The sequence below is a fragment of the Viscerimonas tarda genome (assembly GCF_054601255.1).
This window is the reverse complement of the sequence record NZ_BAAHWV010000003.1, coordinates 1-17207: the sequence shown is the minus strand read 5'-3', so window position 1 is coordinate 17207 and position 17207 is coordinate 1. Positions and strand designations below refer to the sequence as shown.

Sequence of the window (17207 nt, the reverse complement as noted above, 5' to 3'; positions counted from 1 at the left end):
CTAATGTGTTGATGTGCTGATGAATTTGTTGTCGCTTTGCGCCAATTAGCACATCAACACATTAGCACATCAGCACATCAATAATAATTTCTCCGCTTCGGGTTCGACTTTGTTAAAAATGTGGCTTTCTCGCGCCGTTCTTCTTCCGGCAGGAGCGGCGCTCCGTCAATGCTTACATCCTCATCTGCTACCTGTTTCAACCATTCTAAGGCTCGCTCGTAGCGGTCTTTACGCACTTGCGATAACTTTTGCGGATTATGTATGCAAAAAATATGATAGACGGAGATGTCGATAGCCATCATCAATATTAGTTGGTTGCGGTCTGTTCCGTTTGCCGAAAAAATGGCGTCCACATCATACCGGCGCGACAGTTTTCCACGCATTTCGGCAATAGCTCTGTCCTCGCATATTTCAACAATGGTATCGTCGTCGCGCGTCAGGGCGTCCAATATCTCGCGATGGATGCTGGCGTCATAGTCTGTTAAATCAATAAATTGGCTCATAATATTTTTTTTAAATGTGCTGATGAATTAATGTGCTAATTTGCTGATGTGCTGATGAATTTTTGTCGCTTTGCGCCAATTAGCACATTAGCACATCAGCACATCAATTACAATCTATTCTTGTTTTTTGAGCGTACCGACCTCCGGTTAATCGTTATTTCCGGTTCGGCTTCGCGCAGTTTCTGGTCAATCTTTCTGTTTCCGCCTTCAACCGTGTCGGGGCCGTCGGCGGCGAAATCCAATCGTATGGTGAATAGTTTGAATTGCTCTTCCATTCGCACCATATTCGGATTGTCTTTTTCAGCTTCGTTCAGGATTAGATTGCCCTCGCGGTTCATCGGCTCCAAGTTTGCTTCAATACGGACTGCCTTGTCCGTTTTCGGTTCCGTGTCGCCCTTAATGTAAAGCGCTATATTTTTTTGCTTGCGAATCTTGCGGACGATAGGCTGAAATACTTGCTGGAAAAATGGGTCTTGAAGCTTGTTGTTTTCCATCCAGGAGTACACCGGAACTCTTCCGCCGACATAATCAAGCAATTTCACATACCAGTTAATAAATTCAGTGTTCAATCCCCTGTCGAGGAAGCACTTGATTACATAAAGCTTTCCATTCAGCTTGCCCAGTAGGCACACCGATTTGGTCGAACTCTTTTTGGTCTTGTTTTCGCTCGGAGCAGGGTCTCCATAGATAAGTAAAAACTTAAACTTGGAAAGCGCCGGGACTTTTCCCCACACCATTTCCTTGAAAATTTCGCCTTCAGAAACCGGATTGTTGTAAAATTCCTGCTGTACGGCTGCCGTACTAATTAAGGAAAGAAACTGGTCAATATCCTCTTCCGAATTTTTTTGAGGCCAGACTGAATTTCCTTTTTTGTCGCGTATATTAATAATTTCGATATAGCCAATTTTAGGAATGGATTTTGCCTTTGCAACGGCGCGTGTAATACAGCAATCCTTGGCTATGATGTTCCCGTTGAATAGAACTCTGTAATTACCCGACACGGACATGGTTGGAAGGGTTGCCTTTTCAATCCACTTCCACTTAAAATCTATTAGGTCAGGGTTCCGGCACTCTTTGTCCGTGTCAATATCGTCGAACAGGATAAAGTCTGCCCGGTAATTCTTGTTACGCGTACCACGCGGATTTTGTCCTGCACCAATAGCGCGAAACGAACATCCGCATTGGCAAGCGAATTCACCTTCGTCCCACGAGCCGAATTTCTTTTGCTCTCCATAGTCCTGAATGATGCGCTTGTTTGCTTCAAAATTGGCCATAAATGGCAATAGCAGGCGTTTGGCATTGTCTTCGGAACTGGAGATAAGCAGTAGATTTTTTATCCTGCCCATTAGCGCAAGTTTGGTTATTTCCATCATGGAACGTGCCGACTTTGCCAACTCACGCGACCATGCCCTTACTTCGTACCAGCGATCGTTTTGCATGATACGTTTAGTCGCTCTTTTATGAAAGTCAGCCGGTTCGCAAGTATAATATTGCTCGAAATAATACTTAAACCAGGCTTCATCGTCTGCTTCCAGGCGTTTCTTTCGGGCGTTAATTTCCGCCTGCGTATCTTCGGCATTAATGTTTGAACCGTTCTTGGTAGATTCTATTAATTCCTCCCAATACTTTATCGCCTGGCGGTCTTCCGGTGTAAGTCTTTTCTTGACCATCTATTACAAGTATTTCGATTTTACGTAGGCGTCCAAATAGGGAGCCATCTCCTTTATCGGATTAGGATTCAGCGTCCTTAACCAATTGACAAATCCGCCGAATGCCGATGTGATTTCGGCCAAACTCAAATCCGTTTCCATTTTTTTGATGGCATTGGCCAATTTGGTAATAGTGTCGGCTTCGGATGCCGTGGCGTATCTTTCTCCTTCCGGCTTTTTAATAATAGATTCGTTGAGTTCTTGCAGTTGACGATACAGGTTTTTGAGTTGCTCCTCCTTGGTGATTGTGATAGATACTTTCAACTGCTCCCAATTTCCGGCGTTAATCCACTTATTAATGGTAATGCGCGAAACGCCCACACGGTCGGCAATCTCCTGCTGTGTGAGGTACTCTTTTGTATAGAGCATTTTCGCCCAATCTTTCTTTTGCGAAATCATCAAATCAGTCATTACTATCTCCTTTTTTTTGACACAAAGGTGGAAAAGAAAACGGGGTCTTAAAAATAGAATAATTATGATGAAACTTTATGATTTTATGATAATTGCATAAAGTTTCATCATAAAAAACCGATTTTTTTAGGTTGAAAAAATAACTCACTTTTGCAGCATCAACGAGCACAAATGGCTCAGAAAACACAAGAAATGAATAAGAAATTTTTCAACATCGCAGGCTCAGGAGACACGGCTACCATATTCCTGTATGGAGATATAGGCGAATGCCATTTCGACAGCATACACAGCATGGATATTGTCCGCGAACTGAAGGAAGCAGAAGCTGCGTACAAGAAGATAGACGTGCGGATAAACTGCATAGGAGGCGATGTATTCTCGGGCATTGCCATTTTCAACGCCTTGCGCGCCAGCAATGCGGAAATCAACATCTATGTGGACGGCATAGCCGCCAGCATGGGTTCGGTCATTGCTCTCTGCGGAAAGCCGGTGAAAATGAGCAAGTATTCGCGATTGATGATTCACTGCGCTTCCGGCGGTGGATGGGGAACCAAGGATGATTTGAAGAAAGTTATTGAGTTGCTCGAATCGTTGGATGGTACTATATGCGAAATGTATGCGAAAAAAACCGGCATGACGGCAGAGGAGATAAAAGCGACTTATCTCGATGGACACGACCATTGGCTGACAGCAGACGAAGCCTTGTCGATAGGCTTTATAAATGGCATTTATGATGCCGAACCCGTACCTGTTCCCGAAGGAAGTACCACCGAGCAGATGTATCAAATTTTTAGTAACAGGCTGAAAAAGCCACAAATAGACAACAATATGAATTTAGACGAACTTAGAAAACGTCCGCACTTTAAAGACTGTGCAACGGACGAAGATGTCCTGCGCATCGTTGGAAAGTTGGAGACGGAAGCCGGTAAGGTTCCCGGACTGACTACCGAAGTGCAGCGGCTGACAGGCGAACTGAAAGTATTTCAGGACAAAGCCGTGGCGGAAGAAACTGCCGCCAAAAAGAAAATGTTGGACGATGCCATCGCCGATGGTCGCATCAATGAAACGCAACGCCCGACTTATCAAGCTATTCTTGACAAAGACCGTGAAAACGGCGAAATGGTGTTGAACTCTCTGAATCCCAAACGCCGCATCGTTAATCAACTAGCAGGCGGTTCGGGTGAAAAATCCCCCTGGGAAAAGCGGCAGGAAGAAATCAGAAACAAAAAATAATATGCTGATTTGCTAATGTGCTAATTGGCGCAAAGCGACAACAAATTCATCAGCATATCAACACATCAACACATCAGCACATCAGCACATCAGCACATCAGCAAATTGATTATTAATTTTTAATTATATAAATTCATGGCAATTTTAGGATTAAACACTACTCATTACTCCTCCGAGGTATTGGAGGGTATTTTAACGCTTGCCTCAACCAGCAACCAGCTGGTCGAAAAGCGATTGATTATGGTTATACCGGGCATCCATAAGGCTACTGCGGTTCCACGTCTCAAACGCGCAGGAAAGATTCTGCAAAAACGGAAGAAAAACCCGAATTCAGAGGACAGCAAAGGGGACTTGAGCTACAGCGAACGAATGCTCACTCCTCACGACATGATGGCGTATATGGAATTTGACCCCAGCGTATTTGAATACCTGTGGAGGCAATTTCAACCAACCGGAAATCTTTTGTTTGAAGAGCTGCCTCCGCAAGTGCAAAGCGCATTGCTGGGCGAGGTTTTGAAACAGGTAAATTCTGAACTGGGCGACCTCTACATCAATGGCGAGTACCAGGAGGGTTCGGATGACCAGTTCCTGATGGATGGCATCCTGACGCAAGCCGCCAAGGTAGAAGAGGTGATACGGGTTGCATCGCTGTCCACTACCATGCGCGACAGACTATTCGACCTGGCCGAAGCCATCCCCGAAACCATCCGCGAAAATCCGAACCTTAAAATACTGATGAGCCGGAAAGACTTCAGCACGTATGACAAGGAACTGACTAACAGGGAGTCGAAGAACAGCAACGAAACCGAAGAAAACAAGAAGCTTTTCAAAGGTATCCCAATCGAAACGCTGGCTAACTGGCCTTCGGGTCTAATCGTCGCTACGCTTTGTTCGGATGGCGTTGACAGCAATCTGTTTGCTGCCGTCAATCTGCAAGATGACGAAAATGTTATTCAGGTGGACAAAGTATCGGCGGCTTCGGAGCTTTACTTCGTGAAAATGCTGATGAAAGCCGATACGAACATTGCCTTTGGCGAAGAGTTTATCGCCTTGGACTGGCGCGAAGACGGCGCATTTGCCGGTGCATTCGATCATTTTATTGAAGCAGAACCCGAAACAATTGACTTCCCCGTTGGCGGAGGTACTGTTCAGGTAGCCATTACTGCATCGGGCGCGTACGAACTGGGCGAAGTACCGACAGGATTCACTGCTACAATTACCGGAACAGGCGTGTCTGTAACGGCAGCCAACAACACCACAGGAGAATCGGCCAAGACAGGAACATTAACCGTTTCGCTCTCCGGTAACGAAGAGGTGTCGGTGGATATTGAACTGAATCAACCAACAGCGGGATAATGCATCCCGACGTTGATAAGAATTAATCACCAAAAAAAATTAGCAAAAATGACAAAAGTAGTAGAAACAAGAACGCTGGTCGTTGTGAAACGCTTCATTGACAAGCACGACAAAAAGACCTGGCACGAAGTAGGCAAACAGGTAGAGTTTGAAAAGGAACGCGCCGAAGACGTGGTAAAACGTGGCTTGGCGGAAGAGGTTGTAATTGAAGGTTAAGATGGGACAATTGAAGTATCTGGTTATTCACTGCACCGCCACGCCGGAAGGCCGCGAAGTAAGGTCAGACGACATACGCAAGTGGCACACCAGCCCGGTAAGCGAGGGCGGGCGTGGCTGGAAGCAGGTTGGATATACCGATATGATTCACTTGAGCGGAGCGATAGAAAGGCTTGTCGATAACAACGAAGATGCACAGGTTGACCCTTGGGAGATTACCAACGGAGCAAGCGGATATAATTCGGTTTCCCGGCACGTTGTGTACGTAGGCGGTGTAAACGCCGACGGCAAGACCCCCAAGGACACCCGTACTAAGGGGCAGCTAAAAGCGATGGAAGATTATGTAAAGAACTTCCATCGTAGGTTCCCGAATGTACGAATCATCGGGCACAACGAAGTAGCTGCGAAAGCATGTCCATCGTTCAATGTTCAAGATTGGTTGAGAGAAACAGGTATTAATCAAGCCCCTCCAACCTCCCCGTAGGGGAGGCTTCAAAAGTCCCCCTACGGGGGATTTAGGGGGCTGAGGTTTGGAGGGGCTGGGTAAACAATTAAAAAAAATGGAACTTGTAGAACTTTTGACGTATGGACTTCCGACCGGCTTTATTGGCTCTGTGGTTACGTGGATTATCACCCGCAAGAAGCAGAAGAACGATATGCTGCAAGAGCTGCAAAGTTCCATTAATATGCTCAGTGAGGAAAACCGGAAGATACTGAACGAAAACATTCAGTTACGAAAAGAAAATGCGGCCATGTCGGTTCGGCAGGAGGAGATGCTTCTACGAATGGAGCAACTCACCCGCGAGGTTGAACGGTTACGCAAAGTAATTAACAAAAAAACAACGACTAAAAATGAGAAATCAAATCAGGGGGATGACCCCGCTATTATTTATGTTGACCCTGCTGTTAACAACAGGGTGCGCCAGCAAAAAGGAAACAAAAGTCAGCCTCTCAGAGTTTCGAGAGACCGGGAACACCAACACGCTGGCGACGGGGAACACAGCCAGGGAACTGGAAGTATTGACGGCGAACAGCCTGAAGGAGCAGACGAGCCAAACACTGGTAACGGCAAAGGCCATACCGGAGAACAAGGCATCGGTAACAGTATCGGTAGAAAGTCTTAGCAGTTTGCCGGATGGCGCCGGATACACGGCCAGGGATGGCAGGGCTTCGGTTGAAGTCAAGCGGTATGGAAGCAATTTTATAATTACAAGCAAGTGCGATTCCATACAACGGCTATTGTTCCTCTACCAGCGTTCAGCGTTCCAATTCTATGAACAAATAGATAGTCTGAAAATGGAAAATGAGCGTTTAGCGGAATTTGAACGGCATTCAAACACCGTTCAAGAACTCTCCGAATCCAGTTCAACCCTAACGGAAAGGAAACCTCTTAATTACTGGTGGGTGTGGTTGACATTGGGAACATTGTTGGGATTTATATTGAGTGATCCCATTGGGAAAGGAATTAAATTACTAACTAAAATCGTAAAATAAAATGCCAGATACAACAGTAGATGACGGCTACATCTTCGGATTAGACGAAGTTATATTCAACGGAAGATCGTTGGGTTATATAGATGAAAATGGATTGGCAGCCGGTGGAGATGCACCAAGCACAACCAAAATTCGCGCGGCGCAAAAAAGAAATGCAGTAGTCAAAGTATTGCTCACCACTCCGGGAAGCAAAACCTTTACTGCGAATATTATTCAACTCAAGCCTGCCGATTTCAAGGATGCATTTGGGGGAACTATTGACGCCGAAACGAATGTTTACTCGGCCCCGGCAGAAGAAAGCATTCAAGAAGGCGCCTTGCAAATTAATTGTTCTAGCGGTCATACAATTACCGCTCCAAAAGTAAGTCTTACAGCTAACTTGGCTGGCGCGATTAATTTGGCTCAAACCCTTCAGATAGTTTGCTCATTCGAGATAATGGTTCCGGATGACGGCGGAAGCCCTTGGCAAAACTATCCTCCCGGGGAAGCAGTTCCTGAAGCATAAGCTATGAATAAGGAAGAGTTGAAGGCTTCCGAACTAATTTTAGACCTGGGCGTGTCAATACCCATTCGCCCGCTCAGGTTTTTGAGTTTGAAAACGAAGCCTAAAAAAATCGTTATTCGCCAGCCCTACACAGGGGGATTGGTACGAATTGGAAGAGCCAGGATGAAAATAGGCGTCAGCCATGAGGAGATGAAGACTTACACGGTTGAGCAAAACATGGAGTTTATAGCTAAACATGGACAAGCAGTGAGCGAAATAGTGGCAATGGCCATACTTAGAGGCTATTTCTCCTACCTGCTTTTTCACCAGCCTGTCGCCTGGTGGTTGCGCTGGAAGGTACATCCGGTCTTTTTATCGGAGGCGATGTTTCAGCTGATAGAAAATATCAATATAAACCCTTTCAAGCATATTATCAACTTGGCGCAGGCGGTCAACCTGATGAAGCCAAGACTGAGCCAAGGAGCGAACAGGAGTTAAAGGGCGGACATACAGAAGGCTCTCATAGCCTGTTCGGGTTTATATGGCAAATAGCATCGGCAACCGGCTGGAGCATACGGCACATACTTTGGCACGTTCCATACGCAACACTGCTGTTGATGATGAACGATGCTCCACATTACGTGAGCGAGGAGGAAGCGAAGAAAATAAGCAAAAAGCAAGTCAGAAAAAAGGGTCAGCGCGCCCTTGAGTTTTTTCAAACAAAATTAGACAAGTAAAAATATGGCTAAGCCGGTTGAAATAGAATTTTTGTTCCGCGACAAAACGCGCGAAGGTATAGAGGCCGTATCGAAGAATGTTGACAACTTAAGTAAGGATTACAAGGAGTTGATTGAGCAGATGCGTGAATCGAATGCCGAAATGGAGCGCGCCAAAAACCTGGCCAAAGGGGCAGGTTCGCAGTACAAGGATTTATCGCAGGATGTGAACAGCAGCAGTATGAGTTTGCAGTCTATGCTGTTGAAGTTGGGCGGAACTACTGCGCTGCTTGGCTTGGGAAAACAAATAATAAATGTGCGCGGCGAAATTCAAATGATGGAAAAATCGTTTGAAGTTCTCACAGGAAGCGAAGAGCGAGCAGTATCGACTCTGGCCGAACTAAAAGACATTGCCGTTAAAAGTCCGCTGACGCTGACAGATATTACCAATGGCGCTCAAATGCTGATGGCCTTTAATGTTGAGGCTGAAAAATCGGTAGATGTTGTTAAGCAGATGAGCGATATTTCGATGGGCGACAGTCAAAAATTTCAATCGCTTTTGCTAGCCTACTCGCAAATGTCGTCGCTGGGGAAAGTTATATCTAACGATATGCGACAGATGGCGACAGCCGGTTTCAATCCCTTGGTCGAAATTTCGCGCACAACCGGCAGAAGCATAAAAGACTTAAGTCAAGACTTGAACGATGGAGCCATTACCGTAGATATGGTGAAGGAAGCATTTGTTTCGGCTACATCCGAAGGCGGAAAGTTTTACAAAATGACCGAAAAGCAGGCCGAAGGTATTGTAGGTTTGAAAGCATCCTTGAGTGATGCCTGGATGAACGCCCTGAACAAAATAGGAGAAAGCAATGAGGGTTTAATAGTCGGCGGATACAAATTGGCTAGCTCTGTGGTTGAAAACTACGAAAAGATAGGTAAGATACTTGTTTCGCTGGTAGCGACTTATGGCGCATACAGGGCAGCTGTTGTGGTTACCTCGGTAGCGGAAAACCTGCGTTATCAGGCTACATTGGCGCAAATGGCAGGCATGACAAAGATGCAGGCCGTTACCGATGTATTGCGCGCCAAAACAGCGGCGTTAAACGCTACCATTATGAAAAATCCCTACGCTGCTGCTGCGGCTCTTATCGTTGCCTTGGTAGCCACCGTGTGGACATTGCACGACAGCACGACCGCCGAAGAAAAGGCTCAAAAGAAATTGAACGACACCTTGGAAGAGGCCAGGACTAAAAAGCAAAACCTTAAAACCAAGTCCAACGAACTGATTGGCATCATAAAAGACGAAACGCAAACCATCTATGCACAGGTAAAAGCCTACGAGGATTTAAAGAAAGTAATGCCTTATTCGTTGAAGGGAATGACATTTGAACAAGTGAAAGCCCTGACACCCGATGAGTTTGCCAAGATGGCGAACAAGGCCACAGAGAACACAGACTTCAATGCTGTGAATAAAAATTACACGAATGCCCTGAATCGGGTTGAGGAGTTGAAAAAAAGCCTCAACAAGGCAATGAATACGCCGTCGGATGATGGAAATTGGGGAGCGATTTCCGGGCTTGAGACACGATTGAAAAACGCCGAAGTTGAGGCGGAAAAATTTAAAACCAAACTGGACGAACTAAAGAAGATACGTGAAGAGGCAGAAGCGCAAGCCAAAAAACAAGATGCTGCGCCAATAAAAAATAAAGAGTACTGGGAGCAGCAAAAGAAAACGGCTGAGTCCGCACGTGCAGCCTTGGATACGCAGGAAAAAAACGGCGATACATGGATTGCCTTGACCAAAAAAATAGCCGATGCCCAAAAGGAGATAGACAAATACAACGACGGCAAAACGTTGAAAAACGAAAAAGCCGAAGAATCGGCAGCAGCCAAGGCCGAAAGAGAAGCGCAGCAGCAAGCCGAAGCTTCGGTTAAACTTATTAATGCTGACGCCAAGGCAGCCTTGGAACGCAGGAAATTGGCCTTGGAAAATGACCAAAAATTGCTGGATATTGAAAAGGATAGCTTCGACAAACGCCAAAATCAGATTGAACTCGAATATCAAAAAGAATTATTGAACATCGACAATCACGCCCGGGAACTTATCGAAAAGCAACAGGAAGCAGAAAAACTGCAATGGGAAAAGGACGGAAAGAAAGGGGTATTTACGCCTGCAACCAACAGCGTTACTGACCTGCCACGCGAGCAAAAGAACGAATTAATCCGACAGGAAGCCACGCTGAATAAAGTGAGGCAGGCAAACGAAAAGAAGCTGTATGATGATTTATTGGACAAGTACCGCGACTTTAACGCCCAGCGTGCCGAGATTAATCGCCAATACAACGAAGAGCATAAATTCTTGATGACGCTCCCTGATGACGAAAAACGGGCGGCCGCCTTGCTCGAACTCGACCGGAAGCGGTTGAAGTCGATAAAGGAGGTAAATAATGAGCAAGCCGAGGAGACAAAGAAGTCGAGCGATTTATTTATCCGCCTGTTTTTGGACGCCTCGCAACAAACTGTCAAAGAAATCAGGACAGTTATAGACGAGGTGCAGCAACTGTACGACTATTTGCAGGGGAAAGCCGGTGCGACTATTCCCATCGGATTTACTCCCGAAGAATTGGAGCGTTTTAAAGGCAATGCCGAACAATTAAAGGCGCTACTGGATGGCCTGAACGCCAAGGCTGACTCCTTGAAAAAGCGTAACCCATTCCAGGCATTTGACCTTGGCTTAGATTCCGCGATAAAGAAGATGAAATCCGGAAAATTAGCTGAAGGCATTGAGGAGATAGGTCGTGCCGTACAAGAATTTATGCCATCCGTCAACGAGTTCGGACAAGGATTGGCTACCATATTTGGCAGCAGCGATGCGGGCGACAAGGTGGGGCGCATTACCTCTGCCGTTGAAGGCTTGGGACAAACTGCCGGAGGCGTAGGAAAGATAATGGCAGGCGATGTTATTGGCGGGGCAATGGATGCCGTTCAGGGAATAGCCAAGGTGGTGAAAGCTATGGACGGCCTGTTTGGATCCAATGTTGATAAATACAACAAGGCAAAAAAAGAATACGAGGATTATACTTCTGTTCTTGATGATGTTATTGGCAAACAGCGCGAACTGGTGCAATCCTTAGACGCGGAAAATGCCGCCAATGCCTCCGATTATGCGCTTAGCCTGATTAGCAAGGCCGAAGCGGCTGCCCGTACGCTTGGCAAGCAGCGGTTGAATGCCGGAGCTAGCGCAGGTTCGCACTCCTACGGGAGGCGTCAGTCAGACAGGATGGGCAATGCCGAATGGAATGAAGCTTCATCGGCGCTAGGGGGTAATGCCCGCGATATAATAGGCACAGGCCGTATGACGGGGTTGTTCGACCTGTCCGCCGAGCAGTTGGAAAAATTAAAAACCGAAGCTCCGTTGTTTTGGTCGAAGCTGGATGGAGACGCCAAAGGTTATCTCGAAGATATTATAGCGGCTAACAAGTCGATAGAGGAGATGAAAGAAATCCTCAACGAATCGCTTACCGGAATTTCGTTCGATAGCCTCTACGATGAGTTCCTCGACACGCTGATGAATATGGATGCATCGGCTGAGGACATGGCCGGTAATTTTGAAAAGTACCTGCAAAAAGCTATCATCAACAGCATGTTGTCGGAAAAATACAAAGAGCGTCTGAGAGCATGGTACGAAGATTTTGCGACGGCAAACAAGGATGGATTGATTTCCGCTCAGGAAAAATCCGATTTGGAAGACCAATACAAGGCAATAATTGACGGTGCGCTGGCCGAAAGGGATAGTTTGAAAGGCTTGTTTGATTGGCAGGGCGAAGCGGAGAAAACGAAACAGCAGGGCAAAGCCGGTGCGTTCACTACCATCACGCAAGACCAGGGTACGAAGTTAGAGGGCTTGTTAACATCGTTTCAAATGCATGAAGCAAATATTGACGATACGGCAGAAGACATCAGTTTAATGATGTTCTCGGTTTTAGACACCCTTTCGCGCATTGAGGAAAATACATCCTATTGCCGGAAGTTGGAAGATATATCGCAATTTATGGCGGAGATTAAACGGGATGGATTGAAGGTGAAATGATGCGATGATGTGCTGATGTGCTAATGTGTTGATGTGCTGATGGCGCAAAGCGACAACAATCATTTTTTTTGATGTGCTGATGTGCTAATGTGCTGATGAATTTTTTTGTCGCTTTGCGCCATCAGCACATTAGCACATCAGCACATCAAAAAATTAAAACAATATGTTAGAAGGACTTTTACTGATAAACGAAACGGATGTGTACGAGGAATACGGCGCATTCCTGTGCGAAGATAAGGCCGGTGATCATGCCAATTACTCGGCATTGCTCAAGCCTGCCGCTATGAAACCTTACGTTTCCGTAGCATTTCGCGAAGAAAACGGCGAAAGATTGCCGGATGAATTGTTACCGGCATCGGAAGCGCGTGATGTTACTTTGCAATTTGCCATTATCGCTGAATCGGCTACCGATTTTATGGAGAAATATACCGGCTTCGTTCTATTCCTGAAAGCAGGATGGCTCGACGTAGATGTGCCGGAAACAGGCAAGGTATTCAGGATGTATTGCGCCTCCTGTTCCAATTTCGACCAGCTGACTGATTTAGATGACGGAACAGTCGCCGCCAGGTTTAGCATCAAATTCAGGGAACCGAATCCATCATTTTAATAGCATTAAAACACTGTTCAAACAATATTCAAAAATGGAATTAAATATATACGACCAACAAAATACGCTCAAGGCGACTGTATCGCCGGATGATAGCTCCAACAGCCCAAATGGAATAATGGATGACAATGTTTTAAATATGTCATTCAAGAGTTATGAATACTTCTTGATTGACGTAAATGATTATGTTGATTTTGAAGGCAAACGTTTTTGGGCGTTGCAGCGATACACGCCAAACCAGACTTCGACTGTGGAGTGGGAATACAACATTCAATTTTACGGCATCGAAAGCCTCATTAAGCGCATTATCAACCTCAAGCTGGTGGACGGTGAAGACGAACCGGTATTTTCCCTCACTGCTCCGGCTATTGAGCACGTGCGTTTGTTTGTGGACAACATGAACAGGGCGATGCTGACAACAGACTGGAAAGTGGGCGATGTGATTGAAACACCGCTGATAACGATTAACTATTCCGGTACTTTTATAAATAAGGGATTGGACGAACTGGCTGGACTTGCCGGTACCGAACGGTGGATAGGTGGGGAAACGGTCAATTTATCGCGTTGTGAACACGGAGAACCCATTACATTGGGCTACCAAAATGGACTGCTGCACATCAGCAAGGATACGAACGAAAATGCGCCGTTTTTCACGCGCCTGTTCCCCATAGGCAGTACGCGCAATATAGACAGAGAAGCGTATGGCAGCGCACGATTACAATTGCCGAACGGTGTTAAGTATGTGGAGCAAAACCTGCAATATGGCATTATTGAACACTTTGAAGAGACGGCATTTGCGGGTATCTATCCCAGGAGAACAGGCAATGTAGGAACCGTGCGAACTGAGCAGCGAACAGGCGAAGATGGCAATCCGTTCACCATCTATTATTTTACCGACCCGCAACTGAACTTCAACCCGAATGACTATGAGATTGCCGGATTGGTGAAAAATATTGTCTTTCAGAGTGGCGATTTGAACGGGCGTGATTTTGAGGTGAACTGGAATCAAAATACGGGCGAATTTGAGATAATCACGCAATGGCCATACGAAAATGACATGCAGTTGCCGGGCGGTTCGTTAGTTCCCAAGTCCGGCGACGAATACATATTATATAACCTGCGAATGCCAACCGAATACTACGCGCTTGCCGAGGAAGAATTTTCCGAAGCCGTACAGGATTATATGTATAAGAACAGGTTGGATAAAACCGTTTATAAAGCTCCGACTGATTATCTTAACATGGCTGAAAGAGGAATAAACTTAACACTGGGACAAGTTATTCGCTTGGAAAGCGACGAGTATTTTCCCGAAACTGGTTATCGACTGAGCCGGATTACGCGCATTACGCGCAAGGTGAATAACCCGAAACAGGCAGATATTGAAATATCTGACATTGTTGATCGCGGTAAGATGGCGGCATTGGAAGGTAGTATTGACGAAACGAAGGCTTATTTTCGAGCAGCCATGGGCGGGCTCCCCGACATTGTTAAGAGCTGGGAGTTAACCACTCCAACCGATACCAATCTGTTCTCTTCACTACGCTCGATACATGAATTTTTATCGAAGAAAAATAATGACACGGCAGCCGGACTTATCACCTTCCTGAAAGGCTTGCAGGTTGGAAATTTTGAAAGCGGTATGCTCGGAAGCGGCGCGGCCATCAATGTGGACGCCGAGGGTATAACGACCGCCGAAGTGGATAAGCTGATTGTTCGTCGTTATGCCAAATTCTTTGAGTTGATTATCGAGCGACTGAGCCATATTGGCGCACAATTGATACTGTCTCCGGCCCGGATGGAATGTTCCGCGGTGGAGGAACTGGAAGATGTTTACCGTTGTTTTTTCGACACCGGCGATAACGGTGAATTTGTGCAGGAGTTCGTCCCGGGCGACCAAGCCCGCTGCCAAGTGTTTACCGGAAGCGAAACAAAATATTACTGGCGTTTGATAACAGCCACCGGAAGCAATTACATTGACTTGTCAAAAACAGATGCTGATAATGGGAGCGGAGTTCCGGCAACCGGTGATCATATCGTGCAGATGGGGAACCGAACGAACACAGAGCGACAGAACGCGCAAATATTATCGTCATTTGGCGAGGATTCACCCAGTTACAAGCAATACGCAGGCATTGACAGCTATTCGCTAACGGATAAATATATTACCGGATTTACCGGAACTGGGAACAAGATAACCGGTCAAGTAACCATCCAACCCAATAGCTCCGGTTGGCAAAACCTGACAGGACTACCAGAAGAAATTGAAAAGGCCTCCGATGTGGAAGTAGGAGGCGTGAACTTGCTGCGAAATACGGCATTTACAGGTGATTACGAAAGTAGCGAACTTACCGGTAACACGGTTTTAAATACCAAAACCGAATTACTGTCGCCAAAATTGAAGTATTGGACGGGAAACGCTCAGGTAAATGAAGATTCCGACAGCTCCAGCGGCTATTCGTGCCAGGTATATACGAAGTTGGAGCAATTATTCTATCGCCCGATGATTGAAAGCGAACGCTATGTGTTGTCGTTGCGGGCGAAGGGAAATATTGTGCTGAAAGTTGGAACATTCAGCGTAACTCAATCCATTACCGGCAATAATTACGAGTATCTGTTTTTCAAGTTTGAAGCTCATCAGGCCGAGAAGATTGAAATAAGCGGCGAATGCGATATTTGCGAAATTCAATTGGAGCGAGGCACGATACCAACATCCTGGGCGATTTCGCCCTACGATAACGACAAGGAGACGGCTAAATTTGAATCTATTCGCTACATGTCCGATGCCATAAAAGGAAAGACATCCATACTGGGAGGATTGATTCTCACATCCATGATTCAGCTTGGAATTTTCAACAATAACGAGTTGCAGAAAATAACGGCGGGAATCAGCGGCATCTATACCGATGATGACGATGTGGCATTTTGGGCAGGTGGAAAACTGGAAGATGCCATAGCCGCCGCCATGCATCCGCATGAAAAAAAAGGAGCAAACGCGGTTATTACGCATGGCGGTCGCGCCATATTCAACGAGGCGATTATTCGTGGTTCAGTGTATGCGGACGACGGCTACTTCAAGGGTCAAATCTCCATTGCCGATGGTAAGATATTGCTCAACAAGAATGGCAGCGGACAGTTGGCGAGCGGGAATGTGGTTTGGGATAAGGATGGGAATGTACAAGTGGTTGGAAAATTTGAAAGTAATATATCCGGTAACCGAATAGTGATTGACCCGTCCGATAAAACAATAACAATGATTTCAAACGATAGAACAGTTCTTAAATTAGGATTTGAGCAAGAAACTATTAACGATGAAGACTGGGTTACGGCAGCGCTTGAAATATCAAGATATAAAGGCGACCAACTTTTATATTCAGCAAGCTTAAGAGGATTTGAATTTAGAATGATTGAATCATCTTCAGGCAGGCATACTTATATGTCTCCTAATGAAATTGGCACTTTCAATCCATACGACAACAATGCAGCTTCATTCCACGCTGGAAATATTAACGGAGTTCTAAATGCTTTTTTTAAAGGTCTTCCAACATCTAGCGCTGGTCTTGTTTCGGGTCAAATATATAGAATTGGGAATCAGCTGATGATTGTTCCTTGATTTTAAATTTTAGAAAATATATGAAAATCATTTTTAACAACATCATTCCATTTAAGGGATTTGCGGCAATTAACCTGTTCGGAGTAATATTTGTCCGAAAGGACGTGCATTTGACTGTCGGCATCATTCAACACGAGCGCATTCATACCGCTCAAATGAAAGAGTTGGGCTATATCTTATTTTACCTGCTCTATTTTATTGAGTGGTTGGTAAAATTATTGCGCTATGGCCTGGAAAGTTATTATAACATTTCTTTTGAGCGAGAGGCATACGAGGAGGAATCAAGCCCTTTTTATTTGGCAAATCGAAAAAAGTATTCATTTTTAAAATATGTCTAGCATGAATTTAAAGACCATTCAAGTAGGCGGGATATGGGGAGATGCCGCCGCCAATATTAACGATAATTTTTCACAGACGAATGTCGAAGTTGAAAAGTTGAAAAATGCAACAACGAAAGGAAAAGGCTATTTCGCTGATGTAGAAAGTTTAATTGCTGCATTTCCCAACCCAAAAGCAGGGGAGAGCGCCTGGGCAGGAACCCCCTACCCGGGAACCGTATATGTAGTAAACGAGGATGGCGGAGCATGGACAAACACCGGAGAGGCTCCTCCGGTAGAAACTGTAGATTTGGACGATTACGCGCAAAAAGTGAATCAATCCGGCGACGAAGTAGTCTATGCCCCGAATGGCGTAGTAGAAGCGCCCGAAGACGTCCTCACCGAAGAGAACATCGCCGGAAAAGTGGAAGGCATCGCCTATAAAACCGGAGACGCCCCCA

16 protein-coding genes are annotated in these 17207 nt (G+C 45.7%); 13 read left to right on the top strand and 3 right to left on the bottom strand.

What is annotated here, in order from left to right; translation table 11 throughout:
- Positions 1 to 77: 77 nt before the first annotated feature.
- From ACYPWY_RS01675 to ACYPWY_RS01665, 3 genes are all read right to left on the bottom strand, one after another.
- On the bottom strand, positions 78 to 503 hold the full coding sequence (locus ACYPWY_RS01675) for a phage protein Gp36 family protein (protein WP_459683642.1): 426 nt from the start codon (positions 501 to 503) through the stop codon (positions 78 to 80).
- A gap of 107 nt (positions 504 to 610) precedes the next feature.
- Entirely contained in the window at positions 611 to 2173 is a 1563-nt protein-coding gene (locus tag ACYPWY_RS01670; protein ID WP_459683641.1) for a hypothetical protein, read from the bottom strand.
- 3 nt (positions 2174 to 2176) lie between these two features.
- Positions 2177 to 2623, bottom strand: coding sequence for a helix-turn-helix domain-containing protein (locus ACYPWY_RS01665; protein WP_459683640.1), 447 nt, complete (start codon positions 2621 to 2623; stop codon positions 2177 to 2179).
- Between the two features lie 192 nt (positions 2624 to 2815).
- On the opposite strand from ACYPWY_RS01665, the gene ACYPWY_RS01660 reads away from it, so the two are divergent.
- The 13 genes from ACYPWY_RS01660 to ACYPWY_RS01600 all read left to right on the top strand — a co-directional run.
- Positions 2816 to 3856, top strand: a complete 1041-nt coding sequence (locus ACYPWY_RS01660) for a head maturation protease, ClpP-related (protein WP_459683638.1) — start codon at positions 2816 to 2818, stop codon at positions 3854 to 3856.
- A 135-nt stretch (positions 3857 to 3991) separates the two neighbouring features.
- The gene (locus ACYPWY_RS01655) at positions 3992 to 5212 is read left to right on the top strand and encodes a hypothetical protein (protein WP_459683637.1); all 1221 of its coding nucleotides are present in this window, start codon (positions 3992 to 3994) and stop codon (positions 5210 to 5212) included.
- A 48-nt stretch (positions 5213 to 5260) separates the two neighbouring features.
- Positions 5261 to 5428 (top strand): hypothetical protein, encoded by a 168-nt coding sequence (locus tag ACYPWY_RS01650; protein WP_459683635.1) that lies wholly within the window; start codon positions 5261 to 5263, stop codon positions 5426 to 5428.
- Between the two features lies 1 nt (position 5429).
- Positions 5430 to 5912, top strand: a complete 483-nt coding sequence (locus tag ACYPWY_RS01645) for an N-acetylmuramoyl-L-alanine amidase (protein ID WP_459683634.1) — start codon at positions 5430 to 5432, stop codon at positions 5910 to 5912.
- A gap of 76 nt (positions 5913 to 5988) precedes the next feature.
- Entirely contained in the window at positions 5989 to 6552 is a 564-nt protein-coding gene (locus tag ACYPWY_RS01640) for an MreC domain-containing protein (protein WP_459683633.1), read from the top strand.
- Positions 6449 to 6922, top strand: coding sequence for a hypothetical protein (locus ACYPWY_RS01635; protein ID WP_459683632.1), 474 nt, complete (start codon positions 6449 to 6451; stop codon positions 6920 to 6922). The genes ACYPWY_RS01640 and ACYPWY_RS01635 overlap by 104 nt, the downstream gene beginning before the upstream one ends.
- A 1-nt stretch (position 6923) precedes the next feature.
- Positions 6924 to 7427 carry a hypothetical protein gene (locus ACYPWY_RS01630; protein ID WP_459683630.1) on the top strand — a complete coding sequence of 168 codons (504 nt, stop codon included), beginning with the start codon at positions 6924 to 6926 and terminating at the stop codon, positions 7425 to 7427.
- Positions 7428 to 7430: 3 nt separating this feature from the next.
- Positions 7431 to 7904: a hypothetical protein gene (locus ACYPWY_RS01625; RefSeq protein WP_459683628.1), complete on the top strand. Its 474-nt coding sequence runs from the start codon at positions 7431 to 7433 to the stop codon at positions 7902 to 7904.
- A gap of 243 nt (positions 7905 to 8147) precedes the next feature.
- Positions 8148 to 12212, top strand: a complete 4065-nt coding sequence (locus ACYPWY_RS01620) for a tape measure protein (RefSeq protein ID WP_459683627.1) — start codon at positions 8148 to 8150, stop codon at positions 12210 to 12212.
- 163 nt (positions 12213 to 12375) lie between these two features.
- On the top strand, positions 12376 to 12819 hold the full coding sequence (locus ACYPWY_RS01615; RefSeq protein ID WP_459683626.1) for a hypothetical protein: 444 nt from the start codon (positions 12376 to 12378) through the stop codon (positions 12817 to 12819).
- Positions 12820 to 12853: 34 nt separating this feature from the next.
- A complete protein-coding gene (locus ACYPWY_RS01610; RefSeq protein WP_459683625.1) occupies positions 12854 to 16429 on the top strand; it encodes a hypothetical protein in 3576 nt (1191 codons plus the stop codon).
- A 20-nt stretch (positions 16430 to 16449) separates the two neighbouring features.
- Positions 16450 to 16767: a hypothetical protein gene (locus tag ACYPWY_RS01605; RefSeq protein WP_459683623.1), complete on the top strand. Its 318-nt coding sequence runs from the start codon at positions 16450 to 16452 to the stop codon at positions 16765 to 16767.
- A gap of 1 nt (position 16768) precedes the next feature.
- The coding region (locus ACYPWY_RS01600; protein WP_459683621.1) for a hypothetical protein at positions 16769 to 17207 on the top strand (439 nt) is incomplete at its 3' end.